This window comes from Phnomibacter ginsenosidimutans (assembly GCF_009740285.1).
Classification (GTDB): Bacteria; Bacteroidota; Bacteroidia; order Chitinophagales; family Chitinophagaceae; genus Phnomibacter; species Phnomibacter ginsenosidimutans.
Map to the genome: position 1 here is coordinate 26,830 of NZ_CP046566.1, position 26,154 is coordinate 52,983.

Annotated in this window: 25 protein-coding genes and 2 pseudogenes; 11 read left to right on the forward strand and 16 right to left on the reverse strand. The window is 46.5% G+C overall.

Going from position 1 to position 26,154, the window contains the following annotated elements:
- Position 1: 1 nt before the first annotated feature.
- From GLV81_RS00100 to GLV81_RS00130, 7 genes are all read right to left on the reverse strand, one after another.
- A complete protein-coding gene (locus tag GLV81_RS00100) occupies positions 2 to 775 on the reverse strand; it encodes a BT4734/BF3469 family protein (protein ID WP_157475819.1) in 774 nt (257 codons plus the stop codon).
- Positions 776 to 1,033: 258 nt separating this feature from the next.
- On the reverse strand, positions 1,034 to 2,242 hold the full coding sequence (locus GLV81_RS00105) for a hypothetical protein (protein WP_157475821.1): 1,209 nt from the start codon (positions 2,240 to 2,242) through the stop codon (positions 1,034 to 1,036).
- Positions 2,239 to 2,604 (reverse strand): methylation-associated defense system helix-turn-helix domain-containing protein MAD1, encoded by a 366-nt coding sequence (gene mads1, locus GLV81_RS00110; protein ID WP_157475823.1) that lies wholly within the window; start codon positions 2,602 to 2,604, stop codon positions 2,239 to 2,241. Before mads1 ends, GLV81_RS00105 begins: the two co-directional genes overlap by 4 nt.
- 75 nt (positions 2,605 to 2,679) lie before the next feature.
- Positions 2,680 to 3,828, reverse strand: a complete 1,149-nt coding sequence (locus tag GLV81_RS00115; protein ID WP_157475825.1) for a hypothetical protein — start codon at positions 3,826 to 3,828, stop codon at positions 2,680 to 2,682.
- A 71-nt stretch (positions 3,829 to 3,899) separates the two neighbouring features.
- Positions 3,900 to 4,511: a tyrosine-type recombinase/integrase gene (locus GLV81_RS00120; RefSeq protein ID WP_197428790.1), complete on the reverse strand. Its 612-nt coding sequence runs from the start codon at positions 4,509 to 4,511 to the stop codon at positions 3,900 to 3,902.
- Positions 4,486 to 5,133 (reverse strand): phage integrase SAM-like domain and Arm DNA-binding domain-containing protein, encoded by a 648-nt coding sequence (locus GLV81_RS00125; protein ID WP_197428791.1) that lies wholly within the window; start codon positions 5,131 to 5,133, stop codon positions 4,486 to 4,488. The genes GLV81_RS00120 and GLV81_RS00125 overlap by 26 nt, the downstream gene beginning before the upstream one ends.
- Before the next feature lie 283 nt (positions 5,134 to 5,416).
- Entirely contained in the window at positions 5,417 to 6,109 is a 693-nt protein-coding gene (locus GLV81_RS00130; RefSeq protein WP_157475831.1) for a GNAT family N-acetyltransferase, read from the reverse strand.
- Positions 6,110 to 6,760: 651 nt separating this feature from the next.
- Between GLV81_RS00130 and GLV81_RS00135 the strand changes: the two genes are divergently transcribed.
- A complete protein-coding gene (locus GLV81_RS00135; RefSeq protein WP_157475833.1) occupies positions 6,761 to 8,122 on the forward strand; it encodes a carboxypeptidase-like regulatory domain-containing protein in 1,362 nt (453 codons plus the stop codon).
- 172 nt (positions 8,123 to 8,294) lie between these two features.
- Positions 8,295 to 8,696 (forward strand): PPC domain-containing DNA-binding protein, encoded by a 402-nt coding sequence (locus GLV81_RS00140; protein WP_157475835.1) that lies wholly within the window; start codon positions 8,295 to 8,297, stop codon positions 8,694 to 8,696.
- 6 nt (positions 8,697 to 8,702) lie between these two features.
- Here the strand turns inward: GLV81_RS00140 and GLV81_RS00145 are convergent, their stop codons facing one another.
- Both GLV81_RS00145 and GLV81_RS00150 read right to left on the reverse strand, forming a co-directional pair.
- The gene (locus tag GLV81_RS00145; protein WP_157475837.1) at positions 8,703 to 9,368 is read right to left on the reverse strand and encodes an SGNH/GDSL hydrolase family protein; all 666 of its coding nucleotides are present in this window, start codon (positions 9,366 to 9,368) and stop codon (positions 8,703 to 8,705) included.
- Positions 9,369 to 9,409: 41 nt separating this feature from the next.
- On the reverse strand, positions 9,410 to 9,886 hold the full coding sequence (locus GLV81_RS00150) for a hypothetical protein (RefSeq protein WP_197428792.1): 477 nt from the start codon (positions 9,884 to 9,886) through the stop codon (positions 9,410 to 9,412).
- Between the two features lie 14 nt (positions 9,887 to 9,900).
- Between GLV81_RS00150 and GLV81_RS00155 the strand changes: the two genes are divergently transcribed.
- A complete protein-coding gene (locus GLV81_RS00155; RefSeq protein WP_157475841.1) occupies positions 9,901 to 10,344 on the forward strand; it encodes an SRPBCC domain-containing protein in 444 nt (147 codons plus the stop codon).
- Here the strand turns inward: GLV81_RS00155 and GLV81_RS00160 are convergent.
- Positions 10,334 to 11,848 (reverse strand): lipopolysaccharide biosynthesis protein, encoded by a 1,515-nt coding sequence (locus tag GLV81_RS00160; RefSeq protein WP_157475844.1) that lies wholly within the window; start codon positions 11,846 to 11,848, stop codon positions 10,334 to 10,336. The two genes, GLV81_RS00155 and GLV81_RS00160, sit on opposite strands and share 11 nt — an antisense overlap.
- 138 nt (positions 11,849 to 11,986) lie before the next feature.
- Here GLV81_RS00160 and GLV81_RS00165 point away from each other — a divergent pair, with 138 nt between their 5' ends.
- Positions 11,987 to 12,694 (forward strand): coiled-coil domain-containing protein, encoded by a 708-nt coding sequence (locus tag GLV81_RS00165; RefSeq protein ID WP_157475846.1) that lies wholly within the window; start codon positions 11,987 to 11,989, stop codon positions 12,692 to 12,694.
- Positions 12,695 to 12,698: 4 nt separating this feature from the next.
- Here GLV81_RS00165 and GLV81_RS00170 read toward each other — a convergent pair whose 3' ends face one another.
- From GLV81_RS00170 to arfB, 3 genes and pseudogenes are all read right to left on the reverse strand, one after another.
- Entirely contained in the window at positions 12,699 to 13,700 is a 1,002-nt protein-coding gene (locus GLV81_RS00170; protein ID WP_246186138.1) for a cytochrome-c peroxidase, read from the reverse strand.
- 27 nt (positions 13,701 to 13,727) lie between these two features.
- On the reverse strand, positions 13,728 to 14,474 hold the full coding sequence (locus GLV81_RS00175) for an MbnP family protein (RefSeq protein WP_157475850.1): 747 nt from the start codon (positions 14,472 to 14,474) through the stop codon (positions 13,728 to 13,730).
- Between the two features lie 12 nt (positions 14,475 to 14,486).
- Positions 14,487 to 14,891, reverse strand: a pseudogene (gene arfB / locus GLV81_RS00180) (alternative ribosome rescue aminoacyl-tRNA hydrolase ArfB); the annotation flags it as partial.
- Positions 14,892 to 15,160: 269 nt separating this feature from the next.
- On the opposite strand from arfB, the gene GLV81_RS00185 reads away from it, so the two are divergent.
- Together GLV81_RS00185 and dcm are read left to right on the forward strand one after the other, a co-directional pair.
- Positions 15,161 to 15,520 carry a helix-turn-helix domain-containing protein gene (locus GLV81_RS00185; RefSeq protein WP_157475854.1) on the forward strand — a complete coding sequence of 120 codons (360 nt, stop codon included), beginning with the start codon at positions 15,161 to 15,163 and terminating at the stop codon, positions 15,518 to 15,520.
- Positions 15,504 to 16,823: a DNA (cytosine-5-)-methyltransferase gene (dcm, locus tag GLV81_RS00190; RefSeq protein ID WP_157475856.1), complete on the forward strand. Its 1,320-nt coding sequence runs from the start codon at positions 15,504 to 15,506 to the stop codon at positions 16,821 to 16,823. Before GLV81_RS00185 ends, dcm begins: the two co-directional genes overlap by 17 nt.
- A 17-nt stretch (positions 16,824 to 16,840) precedes the next feature.
- Here the strand turns inward: dcm and GLV81_RS00195 are convergent, their stop codons facing one another.
- From GLV81_RS00195 to GLV81_RS00205, 3 genes are read right to left on the reverse strand one after another with little or no spacing between them, the layout of a single operon-like run.
- Positions 16,841 to 17,455 carry a BglII/BstYI family type II restriction endonuclease gene (locus tag GLV81_RS00195; protein ID WP_157475858.1) on the reverse strand — a complete coding sequence of 205 codons (615 nt, stop codon included), beginning with the start codon at positions 17,453 to 17,455 and terminating at the stop codon, positions 16,841 to 16,843.
- Positions 17,456 to 17,493: 38 nt separating this feature from the next.
- The gene (lpxD, locus tag GLV81_RS00200; protein WP_157475860.1) at positions 17,494 to 18,534 is read right to left on the reverse strand and encodes a UDP-3-O-(3-hydroxymyristoyl)glucosamine N-acyltransferase; all 1,041 of its coding nucleotides are present in this window, start codon (positions 18,532 to 18,534) and stop codon (positions 17,494 to 17,496) included.
- A gap of 48 nt (positions 18,535 to 18,582) precedes the next feature.
- Positions 18,583 to 19,806, reverse strand: coding sequence for an HD domain-containing protein (locus GLV81_RS00205; protein ID WP_246186139.1), 1,224 nt, complete (start codon positions 19,804 to 19,806; stop codon positions 18,583 to 18,585).
- Between the two features lie 255 nt (positions 19,807 to 20,061).
- On the opposite strand from GLV81_RS00205, the gene GLV81_RS00210 reads away from it, so the two are divergent.
- The 5 genes and pseudogenes from GLV81_RS00210 to GLV81_RS21505 form a co-directional block, all read left to right on the forward strand.
- Complete coding sequence (locus tag GLV81_RS00210; RefSeq protein WP_197428793.1) at positions 20,062 to 20,520, forward strand: nucleoside deaminase; 459 nt, start codon at positions 20,062 to 20,064, stop codon at positions 20,518 to 20,520.
- The gene (locus GLV81_RS00215; RefSeq protein WP_157475862.1) at positions 20,517 to 21,728 is read left to right on the forward strand and encodes a hypothetical protein; all 1,212 of its coding nucleotides are present in this window, start codon (positions 20,517 to 20,519) and stop codon (positions 21,726 to 21,728) included. The genes GLV81_RS00210 and GLV81_RS00215 overlap by 4 nt, the downstream gene beginning before the upstream one ends.
- 103 nt (positions 21,729 to 21,831) lie before the next feature.
- Positions 21,832 to 22,443 carry a superoxide dismutase gene (locus GLV81_RS00220; protein ID WP_157475864.1) on the forward strand — a complete coding sequence of 204 codons (612 nt, stop codon included), beginning with the start codon at positions 21,832 to 21,834 and terminating at the stop codon, positions 22,441 to 22,443.
- Positions 22,444 to 22,612: 169 nt separating this feature from the next.
- Complete coding sequence (locus GLV81_RS00225; RefSeq protein WP_157475866.1) at positions 22,613 to 23,602, forward strand: alpha/beta fold hydrolase; 990 nt, start codon at positions 22,613 to 22,615, stop codon at positions 23,600 to 23,602.
- A gap of 98 nt (positions 23,603 to 23,700) precedes the next feature.
- Positions 23,701 to 25,995: pseudogene (locus GLV81_RS21505) on the forward strand (acylphosphatase); the annotation flags it as partial.
- Positions 25,996 to 26,154 lie beyond the last annotated feature (159 nt).

The following is a 26,154-nucleotide window of genomic DNA, read 5'->3' on the forward strand; positions in this document are numbered from 1 at the left end:
TTTAGGGGCTGTAATTTGCCATGATGCCTAGGGACTTCGCAATATTGATCAAGGTGCCCAGAGAGGCTTGGCTGGTAACAGCCTTTTTAAGGCACTCATCAAACTTTCTGTCAGTTTCTGAGGGTTTGTAGGCGGAATGAAACTGGCTAAGGCGGTGATAATAGGAGCGGCCAGCATGGCCGAAGCTGCTGGCCAGATTGCATCCAATTGAGAACCAGACATTGTAATCAGCGGTGATATCCAGGCAATGAGATTCGATGTGCTTCAGTATGATTTCCACCAATACTTGGTTATTACCCTGGTGCTTTGCGTAGGATGAAAATGGTTTGTTGGGGGCAGGCGCCATCGGTTTTGGGAGTCCTGTAAATGGAATTGCTGCATGGTTGAAGTATGCCTCTGGGTCCCAGGAATAGCCCCGGAGGCGGGAGAGGTTGCCACATTTCTGATCCAGCCGAATATTGAAATTGGTAAAAAGCTGTAATAGTGCCTGAAAATGCAAATGATGCTTTTCTGGATAGGCAACCGGTATTAATACAAAGTATCCTTCGCCACTGACTGACAGGCCGCAGTAAGCAACCTGTTTTATCTTGGACAATTCAGACTTGAGCTCAAAGAAGTTTTGAAGGTTACAATTGTCTTTGTGGTCGATGTCGAGGCAGATAAATCCGCTGTGTTTCAGCATTGATTGATCGGAACGATGGCTGAAAGTGCCACTTGGGGTAATTGCCGGCAGCAAGGCTTTTTTTGTATCCCGCTCTGCCTTGTCTTTGATCATGCGGATGGCTTCAACTGTAGGCTTGGTATTGGCTACCGGTTAGCCATTGCAGCAGCGATATTTCACCTGCAGGCTTGGGGTCCATGTATGAATGGAACCAGCTGACATCTACATTGAGTATTGACATGACTATAATTTGGAATGGAGGATTTCCGGATTTCCAAAAGGATTTCCATGATATAAGAGGTGGATGGAAATGGAAATGTGCATATATGCCGTTTCCGGATTTCCATGCCGGATTTGCCGGGAATGAAAGGCCTATGTCAGCGGGATAATGGTATAGGCTGGGCCGGTTTCTGTCTTTTTCTTTACCAGCTTATAGGTAAGGTGCTGAATGCAAATGGGGCGCTCCTTCCGGCATACATCTTCCAGACGTTTTCTGGCAGCGTCCTTTCTGACGCACAATGTTGATTCCACATGCTGAATGAGTTCCTGATAGGGAATAGTTTGTCTTTCGGTAAAACATTCCTCCAAGACACTGACAGTTTCATCGATTGCGGAAACTTTGGCTGATAGCTGCCGATAGTCCGCCAGTTCATCTTCTGGAATCAGTGCTATTGTTTTGATTTCGTCCTTGTATCGGGCGAAAAGACTGTCAGGCCGCTTCGTGCTCCGGCATTTCAGGAATTTGATCTCAATGACATCAGTCAGCTTGTTGTCCTGTTTCATGAAACCTACCTGGAGGACAGTGGAGGCCTTGTTCATTATTTCAGTGCCTAGATGGCCTCGGGCTTTTTCGGAGCCTGGGTTTTCGTGAATTACGCAAATGAAGGAGCATTTTGATTTGTTGATCATTCTATTCATTAGGTCAATGAGCTCCAAGGAATGCTCTGGTCGATTGAAGTCTTTCACGCAATCAGTCACCACGTCAAGGACGACTAACAGGTGGCCGCTAATTGTAGCCCGTTTTTCAGTGATGTACTGTTCCAATGAAGCGAACCTTTCATCCCTGGGGATTTCAAGCAGACTTATAAAGTCAAAATTTGACGGCAGTGATTCAGGATTCGCAGCCTGGATACCCGCGAAGTGAAGGATTTGCTGAATGGCATGAGGCAACTGATAGTCCAGGTTGCGTTCAGTATCTGCAAGGATTACATGAAATGACTCTTCTTTGGAGCACTGGAAACCCAAATGACTTACCTGTGGGCGCTGGCTGATGAATGTGGAGCAGATATGTTCTGCCACTCTGCTCTTATGCACCCCGGATTGACCCTGGACAACCATAATGGTATTCGGGAATAGAATGGCCTGATCGCCCTGGAAGAGAATAGGTTGAGGAGCAGTCAACTTGGATACCACCTTTTCCCTGAGCTGCCTTTGTGTTTCGAATAATTGCCTGACATTGGCAGGCATCTGGATTTCCCGGCAAAGCTGGTTTAAATTGGCACTGTCCTGAAAGGAGGCTATTACTGGTGTATTTTCATGCTGCAAATCAGAAAATACCTGCGAAGTGGAGTGGTTCATCATTTGGGCCCTCCACTTTTCTTTTTGTTGGACCTAAGAAACTGATTTGCGCTGTTGGCCATTTCTGCCATTGTCTGCTGCCGGCCGGATTTCAGCCAGGCATCAATTTCGGATTTGAGGAAACGAAGTTTCTTGCCACCCTTGTGATAAGGAATCAACCGCTGATTGACCCAGGCATAAACGGTGGGTTTTGCGGGTTTGTCGGGCAGGTAGGTGCAAAGCTCGGAGAGGTCGAACCAGCGGTCTTCTTGTTGGTTGGACGATTCCGTTTTTACTGATGCCTGGGAAAAGAATGATTCGAGTTCTTCTCGAAACAGCTCCCGAACCTGGGGAACCGACAACTGGGTTAGAATTACATTTTCCATGCTTTTATCGCTTTTACACGACAAAGCTTTTGCTCAAATATGCCCTTGGGTGGGTGCTTTGGGGTACCCGAAATCTTACTCTTTACTACCCAATTCCTTGTTGATTTTGGCTAAAATGGGGGTGAGGCCGAGCTCCTCAAAGTATTTTCTGATGAATTGTAGGTCTTTTGTTAGGGCTGCTTCATTAGCAGGAAATGGGTTACGAAGCTTTTTGTAGATTTCTGTATTATGAATGGATTTTGCGCCCAATTGTTTGCCCGTTAGGAATTGTATAAATTTTGCTTTTGCAGTTATATCTACGTTTTTAACGCCAGCATAATCCAGTAAGTAATTCGTTGCAAGAACTTGTCGGGCAAGGGTAAACTCTTTCGAAGTAATTGATGAAGATTGTTGTTCCGAAATATCATCTTCATTTGATAAAAGTGATTTTTCCAGAAGATCTTCTGCTATTGAGATACGCCTTGTCAGGCTTTCTTCCAGCGGGCACAAACCAGAGTTTCTACAACTTGCCTGGTGGTATTTAAGGACTTTTCCACCATACTCAATCCCCTTTTTAATAGTAGTCAAACGATATTGTTTTGGAATAGTTTTGAGGAACTCCATGTACTCATAGCGCCACTTGGAGTAGGACTCAATATCTAAAAGACGACTATATTCGAACCTGCCATAGATTGCTTTCTGAATTATAAATTTTGGCAGGTCGCCAAAATTGATTGCGATGCGATGAGCAAATGAGCTTCCTTTTTGTATCGGACGAATTGTGTCGGCTGGTTGACCTGCCGACACATGCATGATATCATGGGGATGGTTTTGATCAATAAGACAGAAATCTTTTTCAGGGGTTGATTCGTTCGGATAAAGAGATAGAAATTTCTCTTCAACGATTTTTAATGCTGCTTCGTATTTGCCCATATGGCTGCCGCAAGGATAACCACCAAACCATTTCAAAACAAAACCCAACATGCTGTGCTGGTGACGAATATCCATTTGCAGTTTGTCAAAGTAAATGCTAAATGTATCAGGAAAGCTATGGCTATTCATAATCAATTCGCATTGGAACCAAACTGCATTAAGGAACTTTGGACGCTCTAATTCATTTATATATAAAGCTGACTCCAGGAACGAGTAACACTCGTTCATTAGTTCTTGATTGGGAAAATTGGATGCATCGAAATAGAAAGAAAGGGGATTGTCATAGCAGAAATCTGGATTGATTTTAAACATGAATGAGGGCTTTGAATGAGCATTAAGCAAATATCCGAAGTTGAATATAGCAATCTAAAAGTAGGTAATGCTCAATCTGTTTGTTGTTTAAATGCCGTCAGGGCTTTCAGGGCTTCCATTTTTGCCTCATCTTCAAAACCGGCAAGGTATTGCTGAGTGGTACGAATACTACTGTGGCCAATGGCTTCACTAATGAAAGAAACGTTGGCACCACTTCGCTGTAGGATGGTGGCAAATGAGTGCCGGGCAAAATAAGTAGTGACTGAACGTTCTATTCCGAGGTCTGCTGCAATGGCTTTCATGTGGTCGTTGATCAGGTGTGTGAGTTGTTGTATCAGGTTCCGCTGTCTTTCGAGGTCTTGGCCATCTTCCAGCACGGGGAAAATAAACTTCTTGGGGTCGGGTTCGTTGCCCCATTTGGCAATGATTGACTTTAGCTCGTCATTCAATACAATCCGGATGGGTTCAACAATGCGTTTTGTTCTGGCGGTTTTGGCTCTGATGAAGGAGATTGTATTGCCATCTACATTGCTGTATTTCAGCAGGCACATGTCCTTTACGTTGATGCCATTGGCCATGTACATGAACATCCAGTAGTCACGGCACATTTCAGCGGTAGAGTCTTTTGGCAGTTGGTGGTAGAATATCTTGGAGATATCATCGATGGTGAGTGCCTTCTTCACGTTTTTGCTTGGTTGGGATTTCGTAGCGCCGCTTTCCGAACGGATAGAGGTCTTTGGAAAGCAAGCCCTCAGCAATGGCATTATTGAAGATGGTCCGCAGGGAGCGGAGGTAAATGCCTACGGTGGTGATGCTGTTTCCTTCCTTCGCCATCCACTTCTCATAGTTATGGAGGAACTGAGGGGTTACGTCGGCAAACCTCGCATTTGGCGAATAGGCAGCCAGGCTTTTCTTGGCGCATTCATAGGACACAGCTGTACCAATACGGCCGGCAGCCCGCAGCTCATCTGCGTAGTCCTGGAATGCTGTGTCCAGGGCATCTTTTGCAGCACGGTTTTGCAAATACGCTTTTTCAAAAGCAGCCCAGGTGAAAAGGGGAAGCTCGGCGATAACTCTGGCGGCTTTCTGTTCCAGCTCGTTCAACTTCAGCCGTATGCCTTTGTAGGGTTCCCGGGGTTTCTCACCCATCACCTTTTTGTAGTCATCAGGAGTAAGGGCGAACGGTGTTGGGTAATACTTCTTCTTCCGGTCGTGGGTGATGCGGATGGAAACCGCACAGGTACCGTTTGCTCTTGGGTGATACTGGTCAATGAAAATGGCGGTGGTGGCAGCGGAATGAGACATGGGTAATTGGGTTTGCGAGGAAGCCATTCCGACACGGCTCCGACACAAATTTAATTAAATTACCCGTAATATCCATAAGAAAAAAGTAGTATTTTATGAAATAATAAATTGACAAACAATTACTTACGTTATTTTTTGTAATAATTGTTTATTGCTGTTTCGGGCTGTTTTTATGACTGTTAATCAGAGGGTCGCTGGTTCAAGTCCAGCAGGGGGAGCGAAAAGAAAAAGGGTCGTACAAATGTGTACGACCCTTTTTTGTAGCCCGTTTCTTTTGGCGATTTTAGGTGGTCTGTTTTTCTACAATTGCAAAAAAGATATTTCTGTTGAGGCGGTAGCCGAGTTGCTGATACACTTTGAGTGCTGGTTCGTTGGTAGTAAGGCTGTGCAAAAATGGCACCTCACCACGATGAATAATTTGTTGACTGACATGTGATAAAATATGCCTGGCCAGTTGCCTGCCACGATATTCGGGATGGGTGCAAATGGCACTCACTTCTGTGTAGCCCGGTACTTTCAATCTTTCGCCGCCCATGGCTATGAGTTGGTCCCCGTCAAACACACCAACATATCCGCCAAACTGTATGGTTTGCGCAACAAAAGGACCCGGCTTGGTGAGGGCCGTTAGTTCCAGCATTTGTGGTATGTGCACCTCGGTAAGTGGTTCCAATGCGTGTTCTTGAAAGGCAGGTTGAAATTCCACACAAATCATCTGGTACAAAGGCACCGTAAAATGAACCTGTAAAGAAGGAGGAATGATGACTGGCGTTTCTTGCATGAGGTACATGCGCCGCTGTGTGGGAATGTTTATTTCAAAATGATGCAGTGCTGCTGCATCCCAGTTTTCCATACCTGCAAACGGGGCTACATCTGGTGCAAAAAACCGAAGCTGTTGGCTACCGGCATTCAGGTGCTGCTGCACAGTGCCGAGAGCATGCCAAACGGGGTTGGCCAACGTATTACCAAGTTGAAGCATGTATAATTATTGAGGTATGCGGCTGATTGAACGCTTGCTGGTATCGTCTCTTTTCAAGCTGACTTTGTACAAGACATCTCCATTTGCAAACTAATGGAATTGTTACTGTTTTTGGGTATTGGTTTCTCTACTGCCTTTCAATCAACTATTCCATCCCGCTTGTACTTTTGTTGCATAAATGAGGTGTTATTTCACATCAATGAGATGTGAATTTCCTTAATGAATTGCTTGCAAATAAACGCCGCCTGAGTATTTACTATTTCCCGTTGTAATCGCTGGTAAATAGTGTTCGGGAAAAAATGAGATTTTACTTTGTAGTAGTTGTACTACAAGCCCGTAAACATGAGGTTTGCTGTCTTATACCTGCAAAAGTTTTAATATATTTATAGTGTCTTACAACAGACTTGATTACCTCCTTATCTGCATTTGTTCTTAAGGGATATTCAGGTTTATTTCCTGGTGAAATAAAACGACTGAAATGAGAACGACAATGGTAAAGCCCGGCACATTTTTGCTGGCAGTATTGCAACTTTTTTCTTCCTTTTTTGGGCAAAACCAAATAGCTACGCCAGCATTACCTTAACGGTAAACGGGCAGGCAAATGGTGCTTCAGTAGTACAGGGTGCTCCCTTTAACTGGACCGTTACCGGATTGGCTAACGGCGCTGTAATAAACAACGAATTATGGATTGATGTCAACGCCAACGGCTTTATTGATCCTGGTACAGATTTTATGTTTGTTGGTTTTCCGCAGCGGGATGGTGTACCCGGTGGCGACCAGGGCCCGGGCGATGATGATGCTACCGCAAATGGTACCTTAACTTCTACCATTGCAGGCATGTACTTCCCTGTGTCTTATTATGTATTCAAAGTAACGTCTGGCTCCGAATCAGTTACTTCTACTTATCAGGAAACAGCACTCATGAAGCCCACATATAGTGTAAGTGGTAGAGTAACGCAAGATGGATTAGGGAAAGCCAATGTAGCCGTGTCTTTACAGACACAAAACAATGGAGAGTTTTATGCATTGACCAACTCGACGGGGTATTATACCATTACCACCAATCTAACGGCTGGTACCAATGTCAATTTACGTATTCCCATAGATGCGTTCAACAGCCAGTTAAATGGATTGATAGCCACACCAAACGATGCGCAGTACGTTCTCAACGGTAATTTGTACAACGTCAATTTTACCCTGCGGGCTGGTAAAATCATTACGGGTAGAGTAACGAATGCATTAAACAATCCGATACCAAATATGGATGTGCAAATTTACCCGAATGGTGGCGGCAATGGCTATGATGGCTTAACTGATGGCGATGGTCGGTATTACATCAGTGTAGATACTGGTACTTATGTAGTACGGTTTGGTAGCAACGAAAATACTCAGGGATATATTCAAACCTATTACAATCAAAAGTACATTGGCTGGATGACCGATTTGGTTCAGGTTACGTTGGGCGCAGATACCATCAGAAACATAAATGCAGTGTTGTACAGAGGTGGTGTTATTACAGGTACTTTTATCAAAGATGGTGTGCCTGCAAGAGGCAACATTGTTGTATTTGATTACAACAATCCTACAACTCCGCTTTATGAAACTTGGCATGACAATAACAATGCCATTTATTATCTTACAGTACCGCCAGGCAACTATAGTGTGCAATTCAATTTGGAAAATGGACAAGGACAAGCCTATTATAATCAGTCGCTGTTTTCTCCTGGCACAGCTGTAACGGTACAATCGATTTACGACACTGCCCGCAACATCAATGTGAACTTTTCTACCCTGCCCAAGATGTACACATTTACTGGTTGGGGAGATTGGAACAATCCGGGCAACTGGCAAAACAATCAGCTGCCACCTTCAACTTTGCCTACAGGCGATTATATCGTCATTCAAAATGGAGAGTGCACTTTAAGTGGTTCGCAAACCATTTCTTCAGGTGCGTTTTTGGTCATCCGCAATGGCTCAACCTTAAAAGTGAATGGAAGCTTGATACGACAATAGCCACGTAAGTAATGCTTACCAAAGCGGTCGCTATGTTGAATAGCGACCGCTTTTTTTCAGCAGAAATATCTTTGTGAAAACAACTGAACAAGCTTTGTTTGGGGCTTTACGAAATGTCTGCTTTTTCAGCTGTAGCTTGCCCCGGCATCTATCTTTAAAATGTGTCCCGTTTATGTTACAAATTCACCCCTTTCGATTGAAGCCCGGCGAAGACCTTCGGGCCGGCATTGAAGCATATGTGCAGCAGCATCAACTGAAGGCTGCCTTTGTGATGACCTGTGTAGGCAGTCTTACCCAGTATCATCTACGCATGGCCGATCAATCGAAGGGCGAAAAGAAGAACGGACATTTTGAAATTGTAAGTCTTGTGGGTACTTGCAGCATACATGGTTCGCATTTACACCTCAGCATCAGCAATGAAGCGGGCATTACTACCGGTGGGCATTTGCTGCATGAATGCCACGTGTATACCACGGCCGAAATAGTGCTGGGTGAAAGTACCGAACACGTATTTGTGCGGGAAAACGATGGCACTACTGCGTGGGAGGAACTGCAGGTGAAAAAAAGACAATAACAATATTTACAAACCCAATGCTTTCAGCATGGCTTCGGCAACCAGCTGGTTACCCGTGTCATTCAGGTGTACACGGTCGTAGCTGAGCTGGCCTTTTTCCTGATTGTTGGGGTTGTTGGCTTCGTTGTATGATTGCCAAAATGCACGAAGGTCTACCAGCTTCAATTGATGGGTATTTGCCAGTTGACGAATGGCATCTGAGTATTTGTTCAAATCGGCATCCTGTGGATTGGCATTGCCTTTGAGCTCACCAATGCCTGCCGGCGTCACCAGAATTACTTCAATGTTTTTGGCCTTCAGCTTGTTGATGATGGCGGTATAAAACTTGCCAAACTTATCAAAGTCAGTGCCGGTTTGGCTGGTGGCTTTGTGCCATATATCATTCACGCCAATGTAAATGAAAACGATGTCGGGATTTTTATCAAGCACATCGGATTCCATGCGCAGGTACAGGTCGTACACTTTGTTGCCGCCAATGCCGGCACCAATCAATTCATACTGGCTGCTCAGTTTTTTCTGCTCCAGCATTTGCTGCATGCGCCATATATAGCCACCATTGTTTACACCCATTTGCGTAATGGAATCACCGAAAAAAACAACTTTCTTTTTTTGTACGGGCAGCCAGCTAATCATCATAGCAAGCAGGGCAAATAAAGCAACAATGCGTTTCATATGGTTGGTTGATTATAGCGGGCAAGCTACCAAAAAATGCATCATGGCTTACTGTCTTTTAGCACCAGCAGTTTGTAAAAACGCAACAACTCATCGAGTTCAAGTTTGGTAAGCGGTGTATGCGTGTCGTATTTGGCTTTGAAGAGCAACACCCGCTTGTGTGCCGGATATTTTTCCAAAATGCTGGCAATTACAATACGAACGGGCAGGCTTTCTTCATGAATGGGTGCCGATACAGGTGCTTCCGATTTTTGGCGCACCGGCATCTTTTGAATGATGGCTTGCAGGGTAGCCAGTTTGCCTTCGGGCATGTTGTGCACCTTCGATGCTTTGTGCATCAGGCCTTCTAGTTGCTTGCGGGTAAGAAAGCCTCGCTCCTGATACTGCTGTAGCAAGCTGGCCGCAAACGGCGAATGCGGAAATGTACGCACCGTGATGCGCAGTATATCCAGTATTACATCTATTTTTTGTGGAGGAGTAGCCATGCTGTGGCGGTAAATGTAGCACTGAACAATCATCTTACATTTACGGCATGATGGTAAAGGCGCAAATCATTATTGAAAGAAGCAGCACCGAAGTATTGCTGGCATTTTTACATACCCAACATACACAAGCCTGGTGGTATGGGTGTCACACTTTTGCTGATGTTGCAGCCGGCTATATCAGCTGGCAATGGCGGCATGAGGATGGGCGTTTTCAATACATCAGTAGTGGCGAAATTCAACAGTATGAACCGGGTTTGTTTTTGCAATTGCGTAATATGTGGCAATACGATTTTGAAAAAGCAAACCCATTAGGCCCGGTGGATTTACTGATAGAATGTACACCACAATCGGGCCATACATTACTGCACATTCATCATGGTCCGTTTGCTGCAAACACTGCCGAATGGCAAGCCTACGCCGCAGCTGTTGAAACCGGCTGGCAGCAAGTATTACCGCAGCTAAAACAATACCTGGAAAGGGCTACAGTTTAGCCACAAAGCGGCCAATCAGCGGCAGCTTCACCAACTCTTTCTTTTCTACTTTGGCCATGAAAACCGCATAGCCCGCAAACAGCGCAGCAGCTATCAATCCTTTGCCCCATAGTGAAGAGATGAATGGGTTAATGCCCCAGTTTTGCAATACATACAAACCAACAGCAATCAACAAATAGGCAGCGTATTTTTTCCAGGCATAGGGCACAGGATAATACCGCTGCCCCATGCGGTAGCTGACCAGCATCATGGCGGCGTAGCAAATAAAAGTTGCCCACGCACTACCGGTGTAGCCAAACAGCGGAATCCACCACACGTTGAGCAACACCGTTACCAAAGCACCGCCCAATGTAATCCATGCACCGGTCCAGGTTTTGTTGGTGAGTTTGTACCAAATACTGAGGTTGTAATAAATGCCGAGGAACACACTGGCCATGGCCAATATGGGAATGATGGCCGAGCCTTCGTTGTAGGCGGCAAAGTTTTCGCCGTAGGCGATGCGTGTAATGAGTGGCAAACCCAATGCAATGCCCAGCCACATGAGGCTGCAGGCCATTACAAAAAACTTCATTACCCGGGCATAAGTACGTGCTGCGTTATCGCCGGTACTTTGTTTGAAAAAGAAAGGTTCGGCCGCCATTTTAAACACCTGAATAAACATGGTGATGAGCACGGCCACTTTGTAGCTGGCACCAAAAATGCCGAGTTGTCTTTTTTCTTCTTCAATAGGTAAATCGAGCACATGACTGTACACCAACCGGCTCAGCATTTCATTGATCATGCCGCCAAAGCCCACAATAATCAGAGGATAAGCGTACAGCATTACCTGCTTCCAGAGTTTCGCATCAAACTCAATGCGCAGCGCCTTCCATTCTTCCCACAGCAGCAGGAGTGAAATGGCACTGGCGATGGCATTGGCCACAATGTAATAGCCAATACCAAAGGAGGGGTTGTAAAACAAGAGCAATGAATCGTTGGGGTCTTGTGCATAGCGCAGCGGACAAAACCGCAGGAAATAAAAACTCAGCAACACCGTGAGGCTGATGTTCATCACTTTTACAAACGCATACTTGCGGGGCCGCTCCTGGTGACGCAGCCTTGCAAAAGGAATGGCAGAGAGTGTATCGAAAAACAGGATGTACACCATCCACCGGAAGTACTCGGGCTTTGTTTCCAGCGAAGTGAAGCGGGCCAAGGGCTCGGTAAACAACAGCAGCATAATGGAAAACACAATGGTGCTGCTAATGATGGAAACGCTCAATGTATTGAACAAGCGTTTTTCTTCGGTATGCTGCACAAATCGGAAGTACGCAGTTTCCAATCCGTAGGTAAACAGGATGTTGAGAAACGGAATGAGGGCATACACCTGTGTGATATCAGCTGTTTGTGTAGGCCCATACCATCGGAACAAAAAGATGGACAAGAGATAGCCCAAGAATCGGGTAGCAATGGTGGGAACCCCATACCATAAAGTTTGTCCGGCTAATTTTTTTACACTACCCAATTGGTCTGTTTTTGGTGCAATTTATCGAACTGTGTAGCAATGCTGATGCCAAACCTGCGGGCCACCGGTAAATATGTTTATTTTTAACGGAGTAGCCGTTGAATACTGCTGCTTGCAACACACAAAAAACCTACAACTATGAAAAAGCAATTCTCTTTTGTAATGGCCATTTTGCTGGCCTGTACTGTATATGCACAAGATCCGGTGGATGCTGCCATTACACCAGCGCATCCCACCCGTACTGGTCAGGTAGCATTCAATGGTGTCGAATATCCTTGCAGTGTTACTGATTACGATGCGGCAACCGATGTAGTACAAGATGCGATTAAATCATACATGCAATCTCTCGGCTACAAGCCAGATAGCCGCAAGGGTTTTATGGTGTATCGAAATGTGCGGTTGACAAATGTGAACAACGGCCAACCGGTTGATTTACTCATTTTGGTAGAAACCAAAAGCCGTCAGGAAAAAGACAAGTCCACCGTGTACAGCATCACCAGTGAGCCCGGCAAAATTCCTGACAAAAAAGTAGATAAAGGCAGCATCAATCCGGCAGCCGTTGCCATGGTTACCGGCGCAGGTACTTTGTTGGCCGAACTCAATGAACATGTGGTGGCTAAAGAATTCAACCGACTGCTGAGTGTACAGCAAGACGTGGTGGCCAAAACCGAACGCAAACTGAAAGACCTTCAGAATGATTATGCCTCCATGAAAAAGAAAATGGATCAGCTGCAAAAAGACATGACCCAAAACCAGAAAGACCAGGAAGCAACCAGCAAAATGATAGAAGAAGAAAAGAAGAAACTGGCTGAGATGGAAGTTAAAAAGCCCGGCACTGGCAACTGATGCATTAAGGCTGCGCCAGCTTTTTGTTTTTCAGAAAGGCAGAGTCCGTTAGTGCGGATAAAAAGGCTACCAACTGCCCCTTTTCAAAATTGGAAAGGGGTATTTTATTTTTCACCAGCGGGTCGGTGGTGGGCCCGTTGATAATGCCGCTGTTGTAGTGCTCCAGCACTTGGTACACATCAAAAAAACGGCCATCGTGCCCGTAGTAGCTGCTCACCATTATGTTGCGCAACGAAGGCACCCGAAACTTGAGGCTATCGGCCGGGTTTTGGGTAATACGCATCCGGCCTTTGTCTTGCAGCACGGCATCCATCGGTATGCCGGTGTTGCGATAGCTGAGGTCGGTAAACAAGGGCTCCTTGTGGCAGCTGGCACATTTCTGTTTGAAGATATCGTAGCCCAAACTTTCAGGCAGGTTGAACGTCGCTTCACCACGCATTACTTTATCGTATTTGCTATTGGCACTTACCATGGTAAGCATAAACTGGCTGAGAGCCTGCGTCATGCGTTTGGTGTTGATCTCTTCACTACCAAATGCTGCTGTAAACATGCTGCGATACACTGCATCGGCCCGCAGTTTGTTCAGCACATTGTCGATGGTTTCGGCCATTTCTACCGGGTTGGTAATGGGCGCCAGCGGTTGTAAATCGAGGTGGGTAATGCCACCATCATGATGAAACTCGCTGTACCAGGCCAGGTTTTGCAAGGGTGGCGCATTGCGGAGCGTATGGCTGTTGTTGAAGCCATGGCTCAGGTCGTGGGCAAAAGTGCCAAAAGCTGCATCTTGCTGGTGGCAACTGGCGCAGGGAAACTGTCCGTCTTTGCTGAGGCGGCCATCGTAAAACAATTTTTTACCAAGTGCAATACCTTGCTCTGTGAGTGGATTGTCGGCAAAATTGTACACAGGTTGTGGCCAGCCCGCCGGTTGCGTAAAGCTGACAGGCGTTACTGGCTTCACGGCATTGGGATCGTTTTTTTTACAACCTGCCAGTAGCAACAGCCCCATGCTTGCTATGTAAAACCATCGCCGCATTTAATACTGCACTTCTTTGAGTGAAAACATGTTGGCGTAGTTGTTGGCTATTTTCAACGCCAGAGCACCCGGCTCCATGGTGGTGCTTTCGGTTGCAATGGAAATATTTGCGGCACCGGTAAACCATTTGAGTGCATCGGCCTGCAAAATGATATTGAAGCGACTGCCGGTGGTAATAGGTAAAGATGAACTGAATGGAATGCTCACCTGCCGCAATGCATTTTGCCCGGTACGGAAACCGCCAATGTGGTAAGTAACCGCTTGCAGCGGCGCCGTGCTCACAAACGAACGGCCTTCGAGCTTGGCAAAAATGTAGCCGCTATTCCAGGTCCAAAACATACCATTGGCAGGGTCCAACGCTCCGGTTTGAACGCCGCTTACATTGCGGGTACTGTCTACACCAATCCAAAAGCGTAAGGTTTTTACCTGACCGGCTTTTACAGGTATGCTAAATGATTTGGATGCTGCATTGGCTTCATCTACCAGAAAATAGCTGTCCGGTATTTGTTGCTCTTCATTATTGTCGTACACCACCGAAAAGTTGGAGAGATAATATTTGAACACATTAATGGTGACCGGATCGCCGGAGGCAATGGTCACCTGTGTGCCCAATTGCAAGGGTGCTGCACCGGCTGCATGTTGTATGCTGATGCTTACCGGAACATCAGTAGCCGCAGTGTCCGATTTTTTTCGGCAACCCAGGGCTACAAGTATTGTTAGCAAAAAGAGTGAAGCAAGTTGTTTCATACGGCATGTGTGTTAATCGGTGAAGCTCACTTTACCCCGACTCTTTTTAATATCGCTGCGCTGCTTTTTGCCCGCCATGCGTTTTTCTTTTGCCGCCTTGCCGGGCTTGGTGGCAATCCTTGCTTTCTTCGGCGTCAAAGCTTTCGCCACCAGCTCCTGCATTTTGCGCAGCACTTCGGCTTTGTTGGACAGCTGGGTGCGGTGCGTTTGTGCTTTTACATGCAGCACTTGCTCGGCCGTGAGCCGGTGCGCCAGTTTTTGCAACAGCAACTGCCGCTGGGCATCGCTGAGCACAGCAGAGTTGGCCACCGACCAAAAGCCGGTCACCGCTGTTTCAACCTTGTTCACGTTTTGACCACCCTTGCCACCGCTGCGGCTAAACTGGTATTGTATTTCGTGTGCAAAATCGGGCTGCATAAGAGGCTAAAGATAACACGCATGGCCCGCAACTGATGGTGCTGTACAGTTTTAGGAGAAAATTGGAGCGGCGAGGGGGAGGTAACCACAAAGGCGCCAAGGAGGCACAAGGAGCAAGAAGTTTTTAACACCGAGGCAAAGGAGGGAACACACTGGCTACGGAGAATTTTTGATTCAGCAAACAACTACATGCTTCAGGTTCATTATACTTTCTAACAGGTATAGAAAAAAGGTTTAAAGGACACTTGTTGTATTGCAAATTTCATTTTATGTTTGGACAAATATTGTCCCAAATGGCATATTCAAAGAAAAAAATAGCAACCGTTGGTGAACAACTCAGGTCTGAAAGAGAGGTAGCGAAACTTTCACTAAGAGAAGTTGGAATGCATACGGGAATAGACACATCACTTCTAGGTAAAATCGAGAGAAATGAAAGACACCCAACGAAGGAACAGATTAAGCAGTTAGCTGCATTTTTTAAAATAAATGAGAAAGAATTGATAAAAGAGCTGATTAGTGACCAACTAGCTTTTAAAATTTTATCAGAGGATATTGATATTGATACTTTCAGAGTAGCAGAGGATAAAGTTGAATATTTAAAATCTAATTACGATGGGAAAAAAAATTAGAGTTGTTGAGCTTTTTGCGGGAGTTGGTGGATTTAGATTAGGTCTAGAAGGTTGGAGAAATAAATCAGCTTGCTCTGGATATACAAAAAATTTAAAGCAAACCTATGAAGTCATTTGGAGCAATCAATGGGAGCCATCTACAAAAGCCCAACATGCATCTTATGTTTATGAACATCGATTTGGAAAAGAGGGACATTGTAATAAGGATATATCGACTGTTGATGTAAGTGAAATTCCAGATCATGACTTACTTGTTGGTGGCTTTCCATGTCAAGATTATTCTGTTGCAACTACTCTCAAAAACTCAAAAGGTTTGATCGGAAAAAAAGGAGTTCTTTGGTGGTCAATACATAAAATTCTGAGTGAGAAACTTAATAAGCCAAAATATGTATTCCTTGAAAATGTTGATAGACTCATTAATTCACCATCAAATCAACGTGGCAGAGATTTCGCAATAATATTAAAGAGCTTAGGTGACTTGGGGTATGCAGTTGAGTGGAGGATAATAAACGCAGCGGATTATGGAATGCCACAAAGAAGAAGAAGGATTTTCATTTTAGCGTATTTAAAGTCAACTTCAATTTACAATTCCATTAAAAAACAACGCCCACTGGATTGGATACTATATGATGGTACGCTTGCTACAGCATTTCCTATTACTTCGGTTCAAACGTTATTCCCAAAAGAATTTGAACTAAAAGAAGATATTGTGGACATATCGTCTAAATTCAATATTGATGGTGGGGAATCAATTTTTGAAAACTCTGGACTTTTTATAAATGGAGTTGTAACGACATTAAAATCTTCTCCTGTATTTAATGGCAATTCAACGGTTCTAGGAGATATAATTCTTAATGGGGAAGTAACTGACGAGTTTTATATTGACGAATGTGATTTGCAAAAATGGCGTATTCTTAAAGGACCTAAAAATCAGGTACGTATTAATGCTGACGGTCATGAATATAAGTATAGTGAAGGAGGAATGGTTTTTCCTGATCCGTTAGACAGACCTTCAAGAACTATAATAACGGGCGAAGGTGGAGCATCTCCCTCTAGATTCAAACACGTTATTAAAACTATTAAAGGGTTTAGAAGACTTTCACCTATTGAGCTAGAAAGACTAAATATGTTTCCTGATAATCATACTAAATTGGATGGCATATCAAATTCAAAAAGAGCATTCTTTATGGGTAATGCTTTAGTTGTTGGTGTTATTGAAAAAATTGGAATTGCTCTTAACGAAAAAGTTCAAGAAGTTGCAAACGTTCGATTAAAGAATCAAATTGAATCTTTAATCGATTAAAATAGATTTGAGTTACACTATTGAATTCGTTTGACAACACCCGAATGTCTTTTAGTAATTGGGTCTTTTATCTTCTCAATGATAAAGCCTTCAGGTGGAAGCAGTCCAATCAATACCATTGGAGTTGTAAGCTGATTTTGCATTGGTAGAAGGTAATCAAGATATTTTTCAAATTCGCCAACGGCACTATCGAATGCTCCTGCTTGCTTTAGCTCACTTGTTGCAGTAATTACTACAGCAAGTTCAGTTTGAATTGCTTTACTAATATGGTTTAGCTCACTTGCCATTACAGGCTTAAGCAAATTCCATGAAATTGCTTCACCATGATTAAATCCTACTTCAATTGATACTGGTGCTTTTGCAAAGTCAAGTCTCCATTTATCACCTTGATAATTATCATTTTGGAAAATTGGAGACTCTGGAATCCAGCCTTCAGAAATAAACCGTTCTTTTAGTAAGTGATTTATAGCATGAGACAAACTCATTTTGCCAACATATTTGTTATGCTGTATTATTAAATCTTCATCTGTTATGCTGGTTATTACATAATGTATATTGTCCCAAATGTCTTTATAGCTTGGGTCTTGAAAAATTATTTGCCCATTTCTGTGTGAATGAGTGATGTATTTCATTTTGCTTTAATTTCTTGATGTAAAAGAAAGAGTAAAAACTATCCGCCTGCTTTCAATGCAGCAATAGCGGCTTCCAGTTCTTTCACTTTCTTTTCCAGTTCGGGCAGGCGGCGGCTCACAGCCTGGCTGCGCAGGGCGGAGGTATAATCGTAAGCAGGTGAGCCGGTCACAGCCTTACCATTGTCCAGCGATTTGCTCACCCCGCTTTGTGCGTTGATTTTGGCACCATCACCAATTTTGATGTGGCCCACAATGCCCACTTGTCCGCCAATCATTACGCCCTTGCCCACTTTGGTACTACCGCTAATGCCGGTTTGCGCCGCTATCACGGTGTGGCTGCCAATTTCTACGTTGTGAGCTATTTGTACGAGGTTGTCAATTTTAGCACCGGCATGCACCATGGTGCTGCCAATGGTAGCCCGGTCGATGGTGCTGTTGCTGCCCACTTCCACATCGTCTTCCAACACCACATTACCCATTTGGGGCACTTTCTTAAAGGTACCATCAGCTTGTGGGGCAAAGCCAAAACCATCGCTGCCAATGACGGTGCCTGCATGCACAATCACGTTTTTACCCAGCACACAGCGGTGATACACTTTTACGCCGGGGTTCAGCACAGTGTTGTCGCCAATGGTTACATCATCACCAATAAATACCTGCGGGTAAATTTTCACGTTGTTGCCAATGCGAACATTCTTGCCGATGTAGGCAAATGCACCAATGTACACGTCGTTACCCATGGTGGCGGTATCGTGTACAAAAGAAGGTTCTTCGCGGCCACTCAGCATTTGGCGTTGCATGGCTTCGTACTGGCTCAGCAGCGCAGCAAAAGCACTGTACGCATCGGGCACCCGTATGAGGGTAGCCTGCACGGCCTGCTTCAGCTCCAGCGATTCATTCACGATGACAACAGATGCCTGCGTGGTATAGAGGTATTCTTCGTATTTGGGGTTGGCTAAAAAAGCTAACTGTCCGGCCTGGGCTTCTTCAATTTTGCCAAAGCCACTTACGGCTGCCTGTGCGTTGCCTTCAACACGGCCACCGGCCAGCTGGGCAATTGTTGCTGCTGAAAACGTCATAAATCTAAAGTAGTGTTGTAGCGATGCAGGATGGACGATTCCACGGCCTTACACGCTGAGGTAGCAAATATACTGTTTGCCCACGGTGGCGGCGAGGCTCTGCTGTATCAAGGCATTGTCGACCTGCGAAATATCCCGTACACTGCCATCCTTAAACAGGATGTTGATGCGTTCATCATCGGTTTTGTAGGTGGTGTTGCGGGCTTCGCCGGTAAATACCAGGTAGCTCAGTTCCTCCTCCGTTACATCGGGATGCGCCTGTCGGATGGCTGCTTTTTTCTGCGCTATCACTTCCGGCGCAATCGGCTCCGATTGTAGTTTGATCTTGAACAGGTTGCGGTTGAGCAGGCAGGTACACATGGTGGCCAGTACCCGGTCGGGGTGTTGCTGCCATTCTTTGATGGCCATCATCACATCCACATCATCGAGCATGGTAAAACGGCGCAGCAGCTCGGCTGCATCTTCTGTATCGGGGCGGTTGTACAGCACATAGTGCAGGTTGGGGTGACAGCCGGCACCAATTTCCCGGGCACGGCGAATAATGCGCACCAGCATTTGCTCGGCCGCCAGCACTGTTTTGTGCAGGTACACCTGCCAGTACATGAGGCGGCGGGCTACCAAAAATTTTTCGATGCTGTACACCGCTTTTTCTTCCACCATCAGCTGGCCGTTGTGCACGGTCAGCATTTTAATGATGCGGTCGTAGCCAATCACCCCTTCACTCACTCCAGTAAAAAAGCTGTCGCGGTTGAGGTAGTCCATGCGGTCTACATCCAACTGACCGCTCACCAGCTGGTGCAAAAAAGGCTTGTGGTAGGTATTGTTGAAAATGGCGAGTGCTGTATCCAAAGCGCCATTCAGTTCAGCATTGATATGCTCCATGATGAGGCGGCTCATGGTTTCGTGGTGTACACCCTGCACCAGTGTGCCTTCCAGTGCGTGGCTGAAAGGGCCGTGGCCCACATCGTGCAGCAAGATGGCCACTTTGGCGGCAGTGGCTTCATCGGGTGTTATCTCAATACCCTTGCGTTGCAGTTCGCCCAGCGCCTGACTCATCAGGTGGTAAGCACCGAGGCTATGCGCCATGCGGGTGTGCACGGCACCGGGGTACACCAGGTGGGCAAATGCCATTTGGTAAATGCGCCGCAGCCGCTGATAATACGGATGACTGACCACCCGAAACACCACCGGATCGTCGATGCTGATGAAACCGTAAATCGGGTCGTTGATGATTTTGCCTTTGAAACTCATGTGGCGGCAAAAGTCGGTCATTAGAGGGAAATGGAGGAATGGCGAAATTTTGAACCACAGAGGTAAAGGAGGTCGGCACAAAGGAGCACGGAGATTTTTTGAACCACGAAGGCACAAGGCAGACACAAAGGGGCACGAAGTTTTTGCTACGGAAAAGTAAAAAGCATTAATCTGTGAATCTGCGGCAAACCATTACTCACTAAGACTTCTGTGCAAATCCGTTCACTATCCTACATATCCGCGTCCTATTCTTCAAAGGCTTCGTATTTTGTGCTGGTGGAACCACTTTTCGACGATGAATATTTTATGCGCAGGGCGCTGCAAGAAGCACAGATCGCTTTCGACAAAGACGAAATACCTGTGGGTGCACTTGTGGTGCAAGACAATAAAATCATTGGCCGTGGCCACAACCAAACCGAGCTGCTGCACGATGTAACGGCCCATGCCGAAATCATTGCACTTACTGCGGCTTTCAATCACCTTGGTGCCAAGTACCTGCCCGATGCCACCTTATACGTAACGCTGGAACCCTGCCACATGTGTGCCGGTGCTTTGTACTGGAGCAAAATTGGTCGCATTGTGTACGGCGCTTCAGATGAGAAACATGGCTACCGTAAATTTTACGGGAACCAATCGCCCTTTCACCCCAAGACGGTGGTGGAAAGCGGGCTACTGGCCACCGCCGGTGCCGAATTGATGAAATCATTTTTTCAGCGAAAAAGAACAGCCAAATGACACCACTGAAATCATGGGCACTCGTACTGTTGTTGGCAGGCGGAGTAAACAGCTCAACGGCACAGCAGTCTGCTTTCAAAGTCGTCATCAATAGCGACAAACTGGAGCCCGGTGATACCTTGCAACTCGACGCCGAATATGCGGTGGGCGACCGGCAACTGCCTCCCGCCACCTTGGCCGTGACGCTGCTGAAAGATGGTGAGCCCGGCAAATTTTGGCAAATGCGCTGGCCGTTGGTGAATGGTAAGGCTACGGCTGCTGTGGTATTGCCGGATAGTATGCCTGCCGGATTGTACAACATGGCGTTTGCCATTCAGCCCAGGTTTTTAAAATTTTACTGCGATTACATCTACCCGGAACGTCCCACCAATTTGCAGGCTATTTTTTCGCATTTGGGAGGTATACAACGACTGCCGGTGAAAGCCACACCCAACCGTCGCTTTGTAATGGAAGACATTCTGATAAACGGCGATGTAACACTCAGCTTTCAACAAGAAGACGACACTGAGGGATTGCCGGTAATGATGCGGGTGGATGCCTGGCTCGACTCTAGTTTTACGCCTGCGGCTTATGGGGTAAAACAACTGGCGGTCAATCTGCCCAACGATTCCACTTTTTTGCCCCAGCGATTACAGAAAGAAACTTTTTTCAATGGTGATTTCAGTTGTTTTCAGGGCAATTATGCGGCTCAATTGAAAGCAGAAAAAGTAGCCTGCTTACCAATGACCAAACAGTTTGATAGTTTGTTTGTGCCCAAGGAATTTAAGGCTGGTGCCGACTATATATACGATTGCCTGCAGGATAGCGTAGCCAATGCCGCCCCAACGGTGTATGATTTGCTACAGCAGCGTATGAAGGGATTCGAAATCAGCTACTGGGGCGACATAGAAGATGTACGCATGTACAGCCAATCGTCTATTGAGCTGAAAAGATTGCAAAACGAAATGATGCTTCAGTGGCGGGGTAAACTCTACCGCATTTGTCTGGATGGCATGTATGGCGATCCGAGCTTGTTTGTGTTTCCACCCAATGCTTTTGGCAGCATCCGCATTTTTGAGCCACCCTTTTATACAGAGCCTTCCAGCAAAAAACAATTTGGCACCATTGCGTTTTTCAGCAAGCGGTTTCCGTTTGCTCAACCATATCCTTACAGAAGTAGTTTCATCATTCGCGGCTATACGCCTGATATGTACCTGCTGCCATTGTAAGGGCTGTTATCATTTCCTGAAATCGCATCCCCGTCCAACAATGCTTGTTTACTTTTGTTAGCTCTTCAGATCTCTATTTTCAAACAATTAAAAATTCAATAGCATGGCTTTTACATTGGATCCGCTGCCTTACGCCAGCAATGCGCTGGAACCTTATTTCGATCAACAAACCATGGAAATACATCATGGCAAACACCATCAGGCATATGTAACCAACCTGAACAATGCCATTGCCGGTACGCCCAACGAAGGCAAAAGCCTCGAGGAACTGGTAGCCAACGCTGGTGCTATCGGCGGTCCCGTTCGCAACAACGGGGGTGGCCACTGGAACCACGCTTTCTTTTGGGCACAACTGGCGGTAAACAATGGCGCTGCACCCACCGGTAAGCTGGCTGCCGCCATCGAAGCCGACCTGGGTGGCTACGACAAACTGAAAGAAGAATTTAAAAAAGCTGGTATCGGTCGCTTTGGTAGCGGCTGGGCCTGGTTGATTGTAAAAGATGGCAAACTTGCCATCAGCAGCACGCCTAACCAAGACAACCCATTGATGGATGTAGCCGAAGTAAAAGGTACGCCCATCCTCGGCCTCGATGTGTGGGAGCATGCTTACTACCTGAAGTATCAAAACCGTCGCCCCGACTTTATTGATGCTTTCTGGAATGTGGTAAACTGGGATGTAGTAGCTGAACGCTACGAAAAAGCCCTCGGTGCTTAATACTCCTTTGCAATCATCAACAATAAAGCCGGTCTTGTACCGGCTTTATTGTTTTGTGAAATGATGTGTGGAGGAGATTTGAACTACAGCGGTTCTTAAAATCTTATGGCATTTTTACAACTGTTTGTTCAACCACTTCGTAACTAGAGATGTTTGGTTCCCACTTTCTATGCAACAGTTTCGCCCACAGTTAAAACGCACACTCCGCCGGCTCGGCCGCACCCTGCTGGCATTGTACCTGCTGGCCATCATCGGTGGCCTCATTGCCGATCAGTATGTACAATTCAGGCAAAGCGATGCGGAAACGCAACAGTTTTTTGCAGCCCGGCAACAGCCCATTCACATTGGCTATTACAACACGCAGCAAAGACAAATGCGGTACATCTATACCGAAGATGATGCCAGCAAACCTGTGATATTATTCATTCATGGTGCACCTAGCAGCAGTAGTTATTTCCGTGATTACCTCAGCGATACCAACCTGCGCAAAGCCGCCAACCTGTTTGCCGTAGACCGCCCGGGTTATGGCTATTCCGGCTTTGGCGAACCCGAGCCTTCCATTGCCAAACAGGCGGCGATGATTGCCCCCATTTTGCAGCAACTGCACAAGCAATCGAGGCCGGTACTGTTGGTAGCTGCTTCTTACGGCACCAGCATTGCAGCCCGCATGGCCATGGATTATCCGCAGCTGGTAGATGGATTGGTGCTGTTGGCTCCATCGCTGGCGCCGGGGGAGGAAAAAACTTACGACGTGAGTTATGTACTGGAGTCGCCTTTCTTTTCGTGGGCACAACCCCGCATGATTCATTCGGCCAATGTCGAAAAACTTTCGCACCGCCAAGAGTTGGAAGCCATGCTGCCTTATTGGAAAAACATCACGGTGCCTGTTACGTATTTTCAGGGGGCGGATGATGCACTCATATACACCAGTAACGCCGCTTTTGCCAAACAACAACTCACCAACGCCAGCGAACTGAATGTGCACATGCTGCCGAGATTGGGACATCTCATTGCCTTTAAAGCAAGGCCAATCATTGTGCCGGCCATAGTCAACATGCTGCCCAAAGCAGCGCAGTATTTTGCGCAGCGAAAACAGGAGGCAGTGCAACCGCAACTTACAGCTGTGCTGGCTGATGCAGCATCAGCCAATCGACAGTAGTTGCTATTTTTCATCAGGTTTTTTACCCGCCGAAGCCATTAACTTGTTGGCCTAAACAAGCTATTGGCATCCGCTACACAAATACAAGCAGTTGATACCTGGCACATGCACCTCAGTGGGTTGGTGCAGGGTGTGGGCTTTCGGCCACTGGTATACCAGCTGGCTACTGCTGCAGGTTTGCAAGGTGCTGTGTGCAACGATGCGGACGGTTTACACATTTGGGTAAATGCATCAGCACAGGCAGCAGCTCATTTTTTACAAGCAATATTGGCAGCTGCGCCGCCCCGTTCGGTGGTTACCCATAGTGCGTTGGTAAAAGCCGAACCACAAACGTTCAACGGATTTACGATTGTGCTGGCTGATACCCCGAAAGCACCCCGCTTGTGGATACCACCCGACTTTGCCCTGTGTGATGATTGCAGACGAGAGTTGCACGAAGCAGGCAACCGGAGAGAGCATTATCCATTCATCACCTGCACTACCTGCGGGCCACGGTATTCCATCATACAGCAATTGCCTTTCGAAAGAGCATTCACTACGATGGAGCCTTTCACTTTGTGCGACAGCTGTGCTGCAGAGTACAACAATGTAGATGACCGCCGATTTTTTGCGCAGACCACATCCTGCCCCAGCTGTGGGGTGCAAATGACTTTGGCCTTGCCGGATGGCAGCGTCATCACCGATACCGCTGCCGTATTGGAGCAACTGCTCACCACTTTACAGGCAGGAAAAATACTGGCCATTAAAGGTATTGGTGGCTTTTTATTGCTTACCGATGCAGGCAATGCCACGGCCATCGACAGGCTCCGCAACCGAAAAAAAGACCAGCCAAACCACTGGCAGTCATGTATCCATCATTGCCCATGTTGGAGCAGCAAACCAGCTTGACAGAACTGCAAAGAACCTGGCTTACATCGCCCGTTGCACCCATTGTATTGCTGCCAATAACTGCAGCCATGCAACATGAGTTAGCAACGGAACAATTGGCACCGGGCCTGCACAAGCTGGGTGTGATGCTACCCTTTGCGCCGCTGTTTGAATGGTTGCTGGCGGCCTACAAAAAACCAGTGGTGGCTACCAGTGCCAACCTGAGTGGTTCGCCCATTATTTACCAAAATGAACAAGCACAGCAGCACCTGCTGCAAGTAGCTGATGTATTGCTGTATCACAACCGAAACATTGTGATGCCGCAGGATGACAGTGTGGTCAGCATGGCTGCACAAAGCCAAACACCGGTATGGCTGCGCCGGAGCCGTGGCCTGGCGCCGGCATGCTCATTTTATACCCCACAACGTCAAGAGCCCATGCTGGCTACCGGGGCGTTGATGAAAAGCAGTTTTGCCATTGCACAAGATAGGATGGCTTATATCAGCCAGTACATGGGCAGCACCGAAAGCTACGATGCACAACTCATGTATAGAGAGGGTTTGGTGCATGTGCAGCAGCTGTTGCATCACCGGCCTTCGGTGATCATTACTGATAAACACCCTGCGTATTTCAGCCATGAACTGGCACAGGAGTTGGCTGCTAAACACAAGTGTCCTTTGTTGCTGGTACAGCACCACAAAGCCCATGCTGCAGCAGTGTTGGCTGAAAATAATTTACTGCATCAATCCGAGCCCGTGCTGGCAGTGGTGATGGATGGCACAGGTCTGGGTGATGATGGCAACAGCTGGGGCGGTGAGTTTTTTGTTTACCACAATAACTGCATGGAGAGAGTAGCACATTGGCAACCATTCCCGTATTTGCTGGGCGATAAAATGGCCCGTGAACCACGGCTCTCGTTGTTGAGTGCTTTGCCAGCCGGCATGCGGCATGTATGCAAGCAATGGTTTACCGAAACAGAGTGGCTGCTCTACCAAAAAATGCTGCAATCGTACAAAGGCATACAGACGACCGCAGTTGGTCGTTTATTTGATGCGGCGGCCTGTTGGCTGTTGCAAATGCCGGGGCAGCAGTACGAAGGTCATGCCGCCATGCGGCTGGAAGCAATGGCAAATGAGTACGTGCAAGCAAATGGCATACCCGCTGCGTTTGACTTGACTATTGAAGACAATACTTTGCCCGGCAGTCGCTTGCTGGCCATGCTCATTCATGCTGAATCTGTGGGGGCCACTGCTCCCGAACTGGCGGCTCGTCTTCATTCCAGCATCAGCCAGTCCATTTGTCAAATGGCCCGCCATTTGCACGTACCACGTGTGGCTTGCAGCGGTGGTGTTTTTCAAAACAGTTTGCTCATCGATATGCTGCACCTGCATGCAGGCAATGACCTGCAATTGTATTTCCATCAGCAGCTATCACCCAACGATGAGAACGTATCATTTGGCCAGCTGGTATATGCCGATTGCAATATCGACGATGTGTGGGCTTCCGCTTTACATCAGGTGGACGATTGATTTTTATCATACTTGCTCCGCAGGCTTTGTGTCATATTGCAGAGAACAGCCATCTGAATAAACGCCTGCCATCATGAAGTATTTATCGGAGTACCGCGACCCGGAGCTGGTCGATCATTTACTGAAAGAAATACATGCCATTGTTACCCGCGACTG

What these genes read in the sequence shown, in the direction of transcription:
- GLV81_RS00100 (WP_157475819.1), bottom strand. Translation starts at nt 775, where the DNA reads ATGATCAAAGACAAGGCAGAGCGGGATACAAAAAAAGCCTTGCTGCCG.
- GLV81_RS00105 (WP_157475821.1), bottom strand. Translation starts at nt 2,242, where the DNA reads ATGATGAACCACTCCACTTCGCAGGTATTTTCTGATTTGCAGCATGAA.
- mads1 (WP_157475823.1), bottom strand. Translation starts at nt 2,604, where the DNA reads ATGGAAAATGTAATTCTAACCCAGTTGTCGGTTCCCCAGGTTCGGGAG.
- GLV81_RS00115 (WP_157475825.1), bottom strand. Translation starts at nt 3,828, where the DNA reads ATGTTTAAAATCAATCCAGATTTCTGCTATGACAATCCCCTTTCTTTC.
- GLV81_RS00125 (WP_197428791.1), bottom strand. Translation starts at nt 5,133, where the DNA reads ATGTCTCATTCCGCTGCCACCACCGCCATTTTCATTGACCAGTATCAC.
- GLV81_RS00130 (WP_157475831.1), bottom strand. Translation starts at nt 6,109, where the DNA reads ATGCTTCAACTTGGTAATACGTTGGCCAACCCCGTTTGGCATGCTCTC.
- GLV81_RS00140 (WP_157475835.1), top strand. Translation starts at nt 8,295, where the DNA reads ATGTTACAAATTCACCCCTTTCGATTGAAGCCCGGCGAAGACCTTCGG.
- GLV81_RS00145 (WP_157475837.1), bottom strand. Translation starts at nt 9,368, where the DNA reads ATGAAACGCATTGTTGCTTTATTTGCCCTGCTTGCTATGATGATTAGC.
- GLV81_RS00150 (WP_197428792.1), bottom strand. Translation starts at nt 9,886, where the DNA reads ATGATTGTTCAGTGCTACATTTACCGCCACAGCATGGCTACTCCTCCA.
- GLV81_RS00155 (WP_157475841.1), top strand. Translation starts at nt 9,901, where the DNA reads ATGATGGTAAAGGCGCAAATCATTATTGAAAGAAGCAGCACCGAAGTA.
- GLV81_RS00165 (WP_157475846.1), top strand. Translation starts at nt 11,987, where the DNA reads ATGAAAAAGCAATTCTCTTTTGTAATGGCCATTTTGCTGGCCTGTACT.
- GLV81_RS00170 (WP_246186138.1), bottom strand. Translation starts at nt 13,700, where the DNA reads ATGGGGCTGTTGCTACTGGCAGGTTGTAAAAAAAACGATCCCAATGCC.
- GLV81_RS00175 (WP_157475850.1), bottom strand. Translation starts at nt 14,474, where the DNA reads ATGAAACAACTTGCTTCACTCTTTTTGCTAACAATACTTGTAGCCCTG.
- GLV81_RS00185 (WP_157475854.1), top strand. Translation starts at nt 15,161, where the DNA reads ATGTTTGGACAAATATTGTCCCAAATGGCATATTCAAAGAAAAAAATA.
- dcm (WP_157475856.1), top strand. Translation starts at nt 15,504, where the DNA reads ATGGGAAAAAAAATTAGAGTTGTTGAGCTTTTTGCGGGAGTTGGTGGA.
- GLV81_RS00195 (WP_157475858.1), bottom strand. Translation starts at nt 17,455, where the DNA reads ATGAAATACATCACTCATTCACACAGAAATGGGCAAATAATTTTTCAA.
- lpxD (WP_157475860.1), bottom strand. Translation starts at nt 18,534, where the DNA reads ATGACGTTTTCAGCAGCAACAATTGCCCAGCTGGCCGGTGGCCGTGTT.
- GLV81_RS00205 (WP_246186139.1), bottom strand. Translation starts at nt 19,806, where the DNA reads ATGACCGACTTTTGCCGCCACATGAGTTTCAAAGGCAAAATCATCAAC.
- GLV81_RS00215 (WP_157475862.1), top strand. Translation starts at nt 20,517, where the DNA reads ATGACACCACTGAAATCATGGGCACTCGTACTGTTGTTGGCAGGCGGA.
- GLV81_RS00220 (WP_157475864.1), top strand. Translation starts at nt 21,832, where the DNA reads ATGGCTTTTACATTGGATCCGCTGCCTTACGCCAGCAATGCGCTGGAA.
- GLV81_RS00225 (WP_157475866.1), top strand. Translation starts at nt 22,613, where the DNA reads ATGCAACAGTTTCGCCCACAGTTAAAACGCACACTCCGCCGGCTCGGC.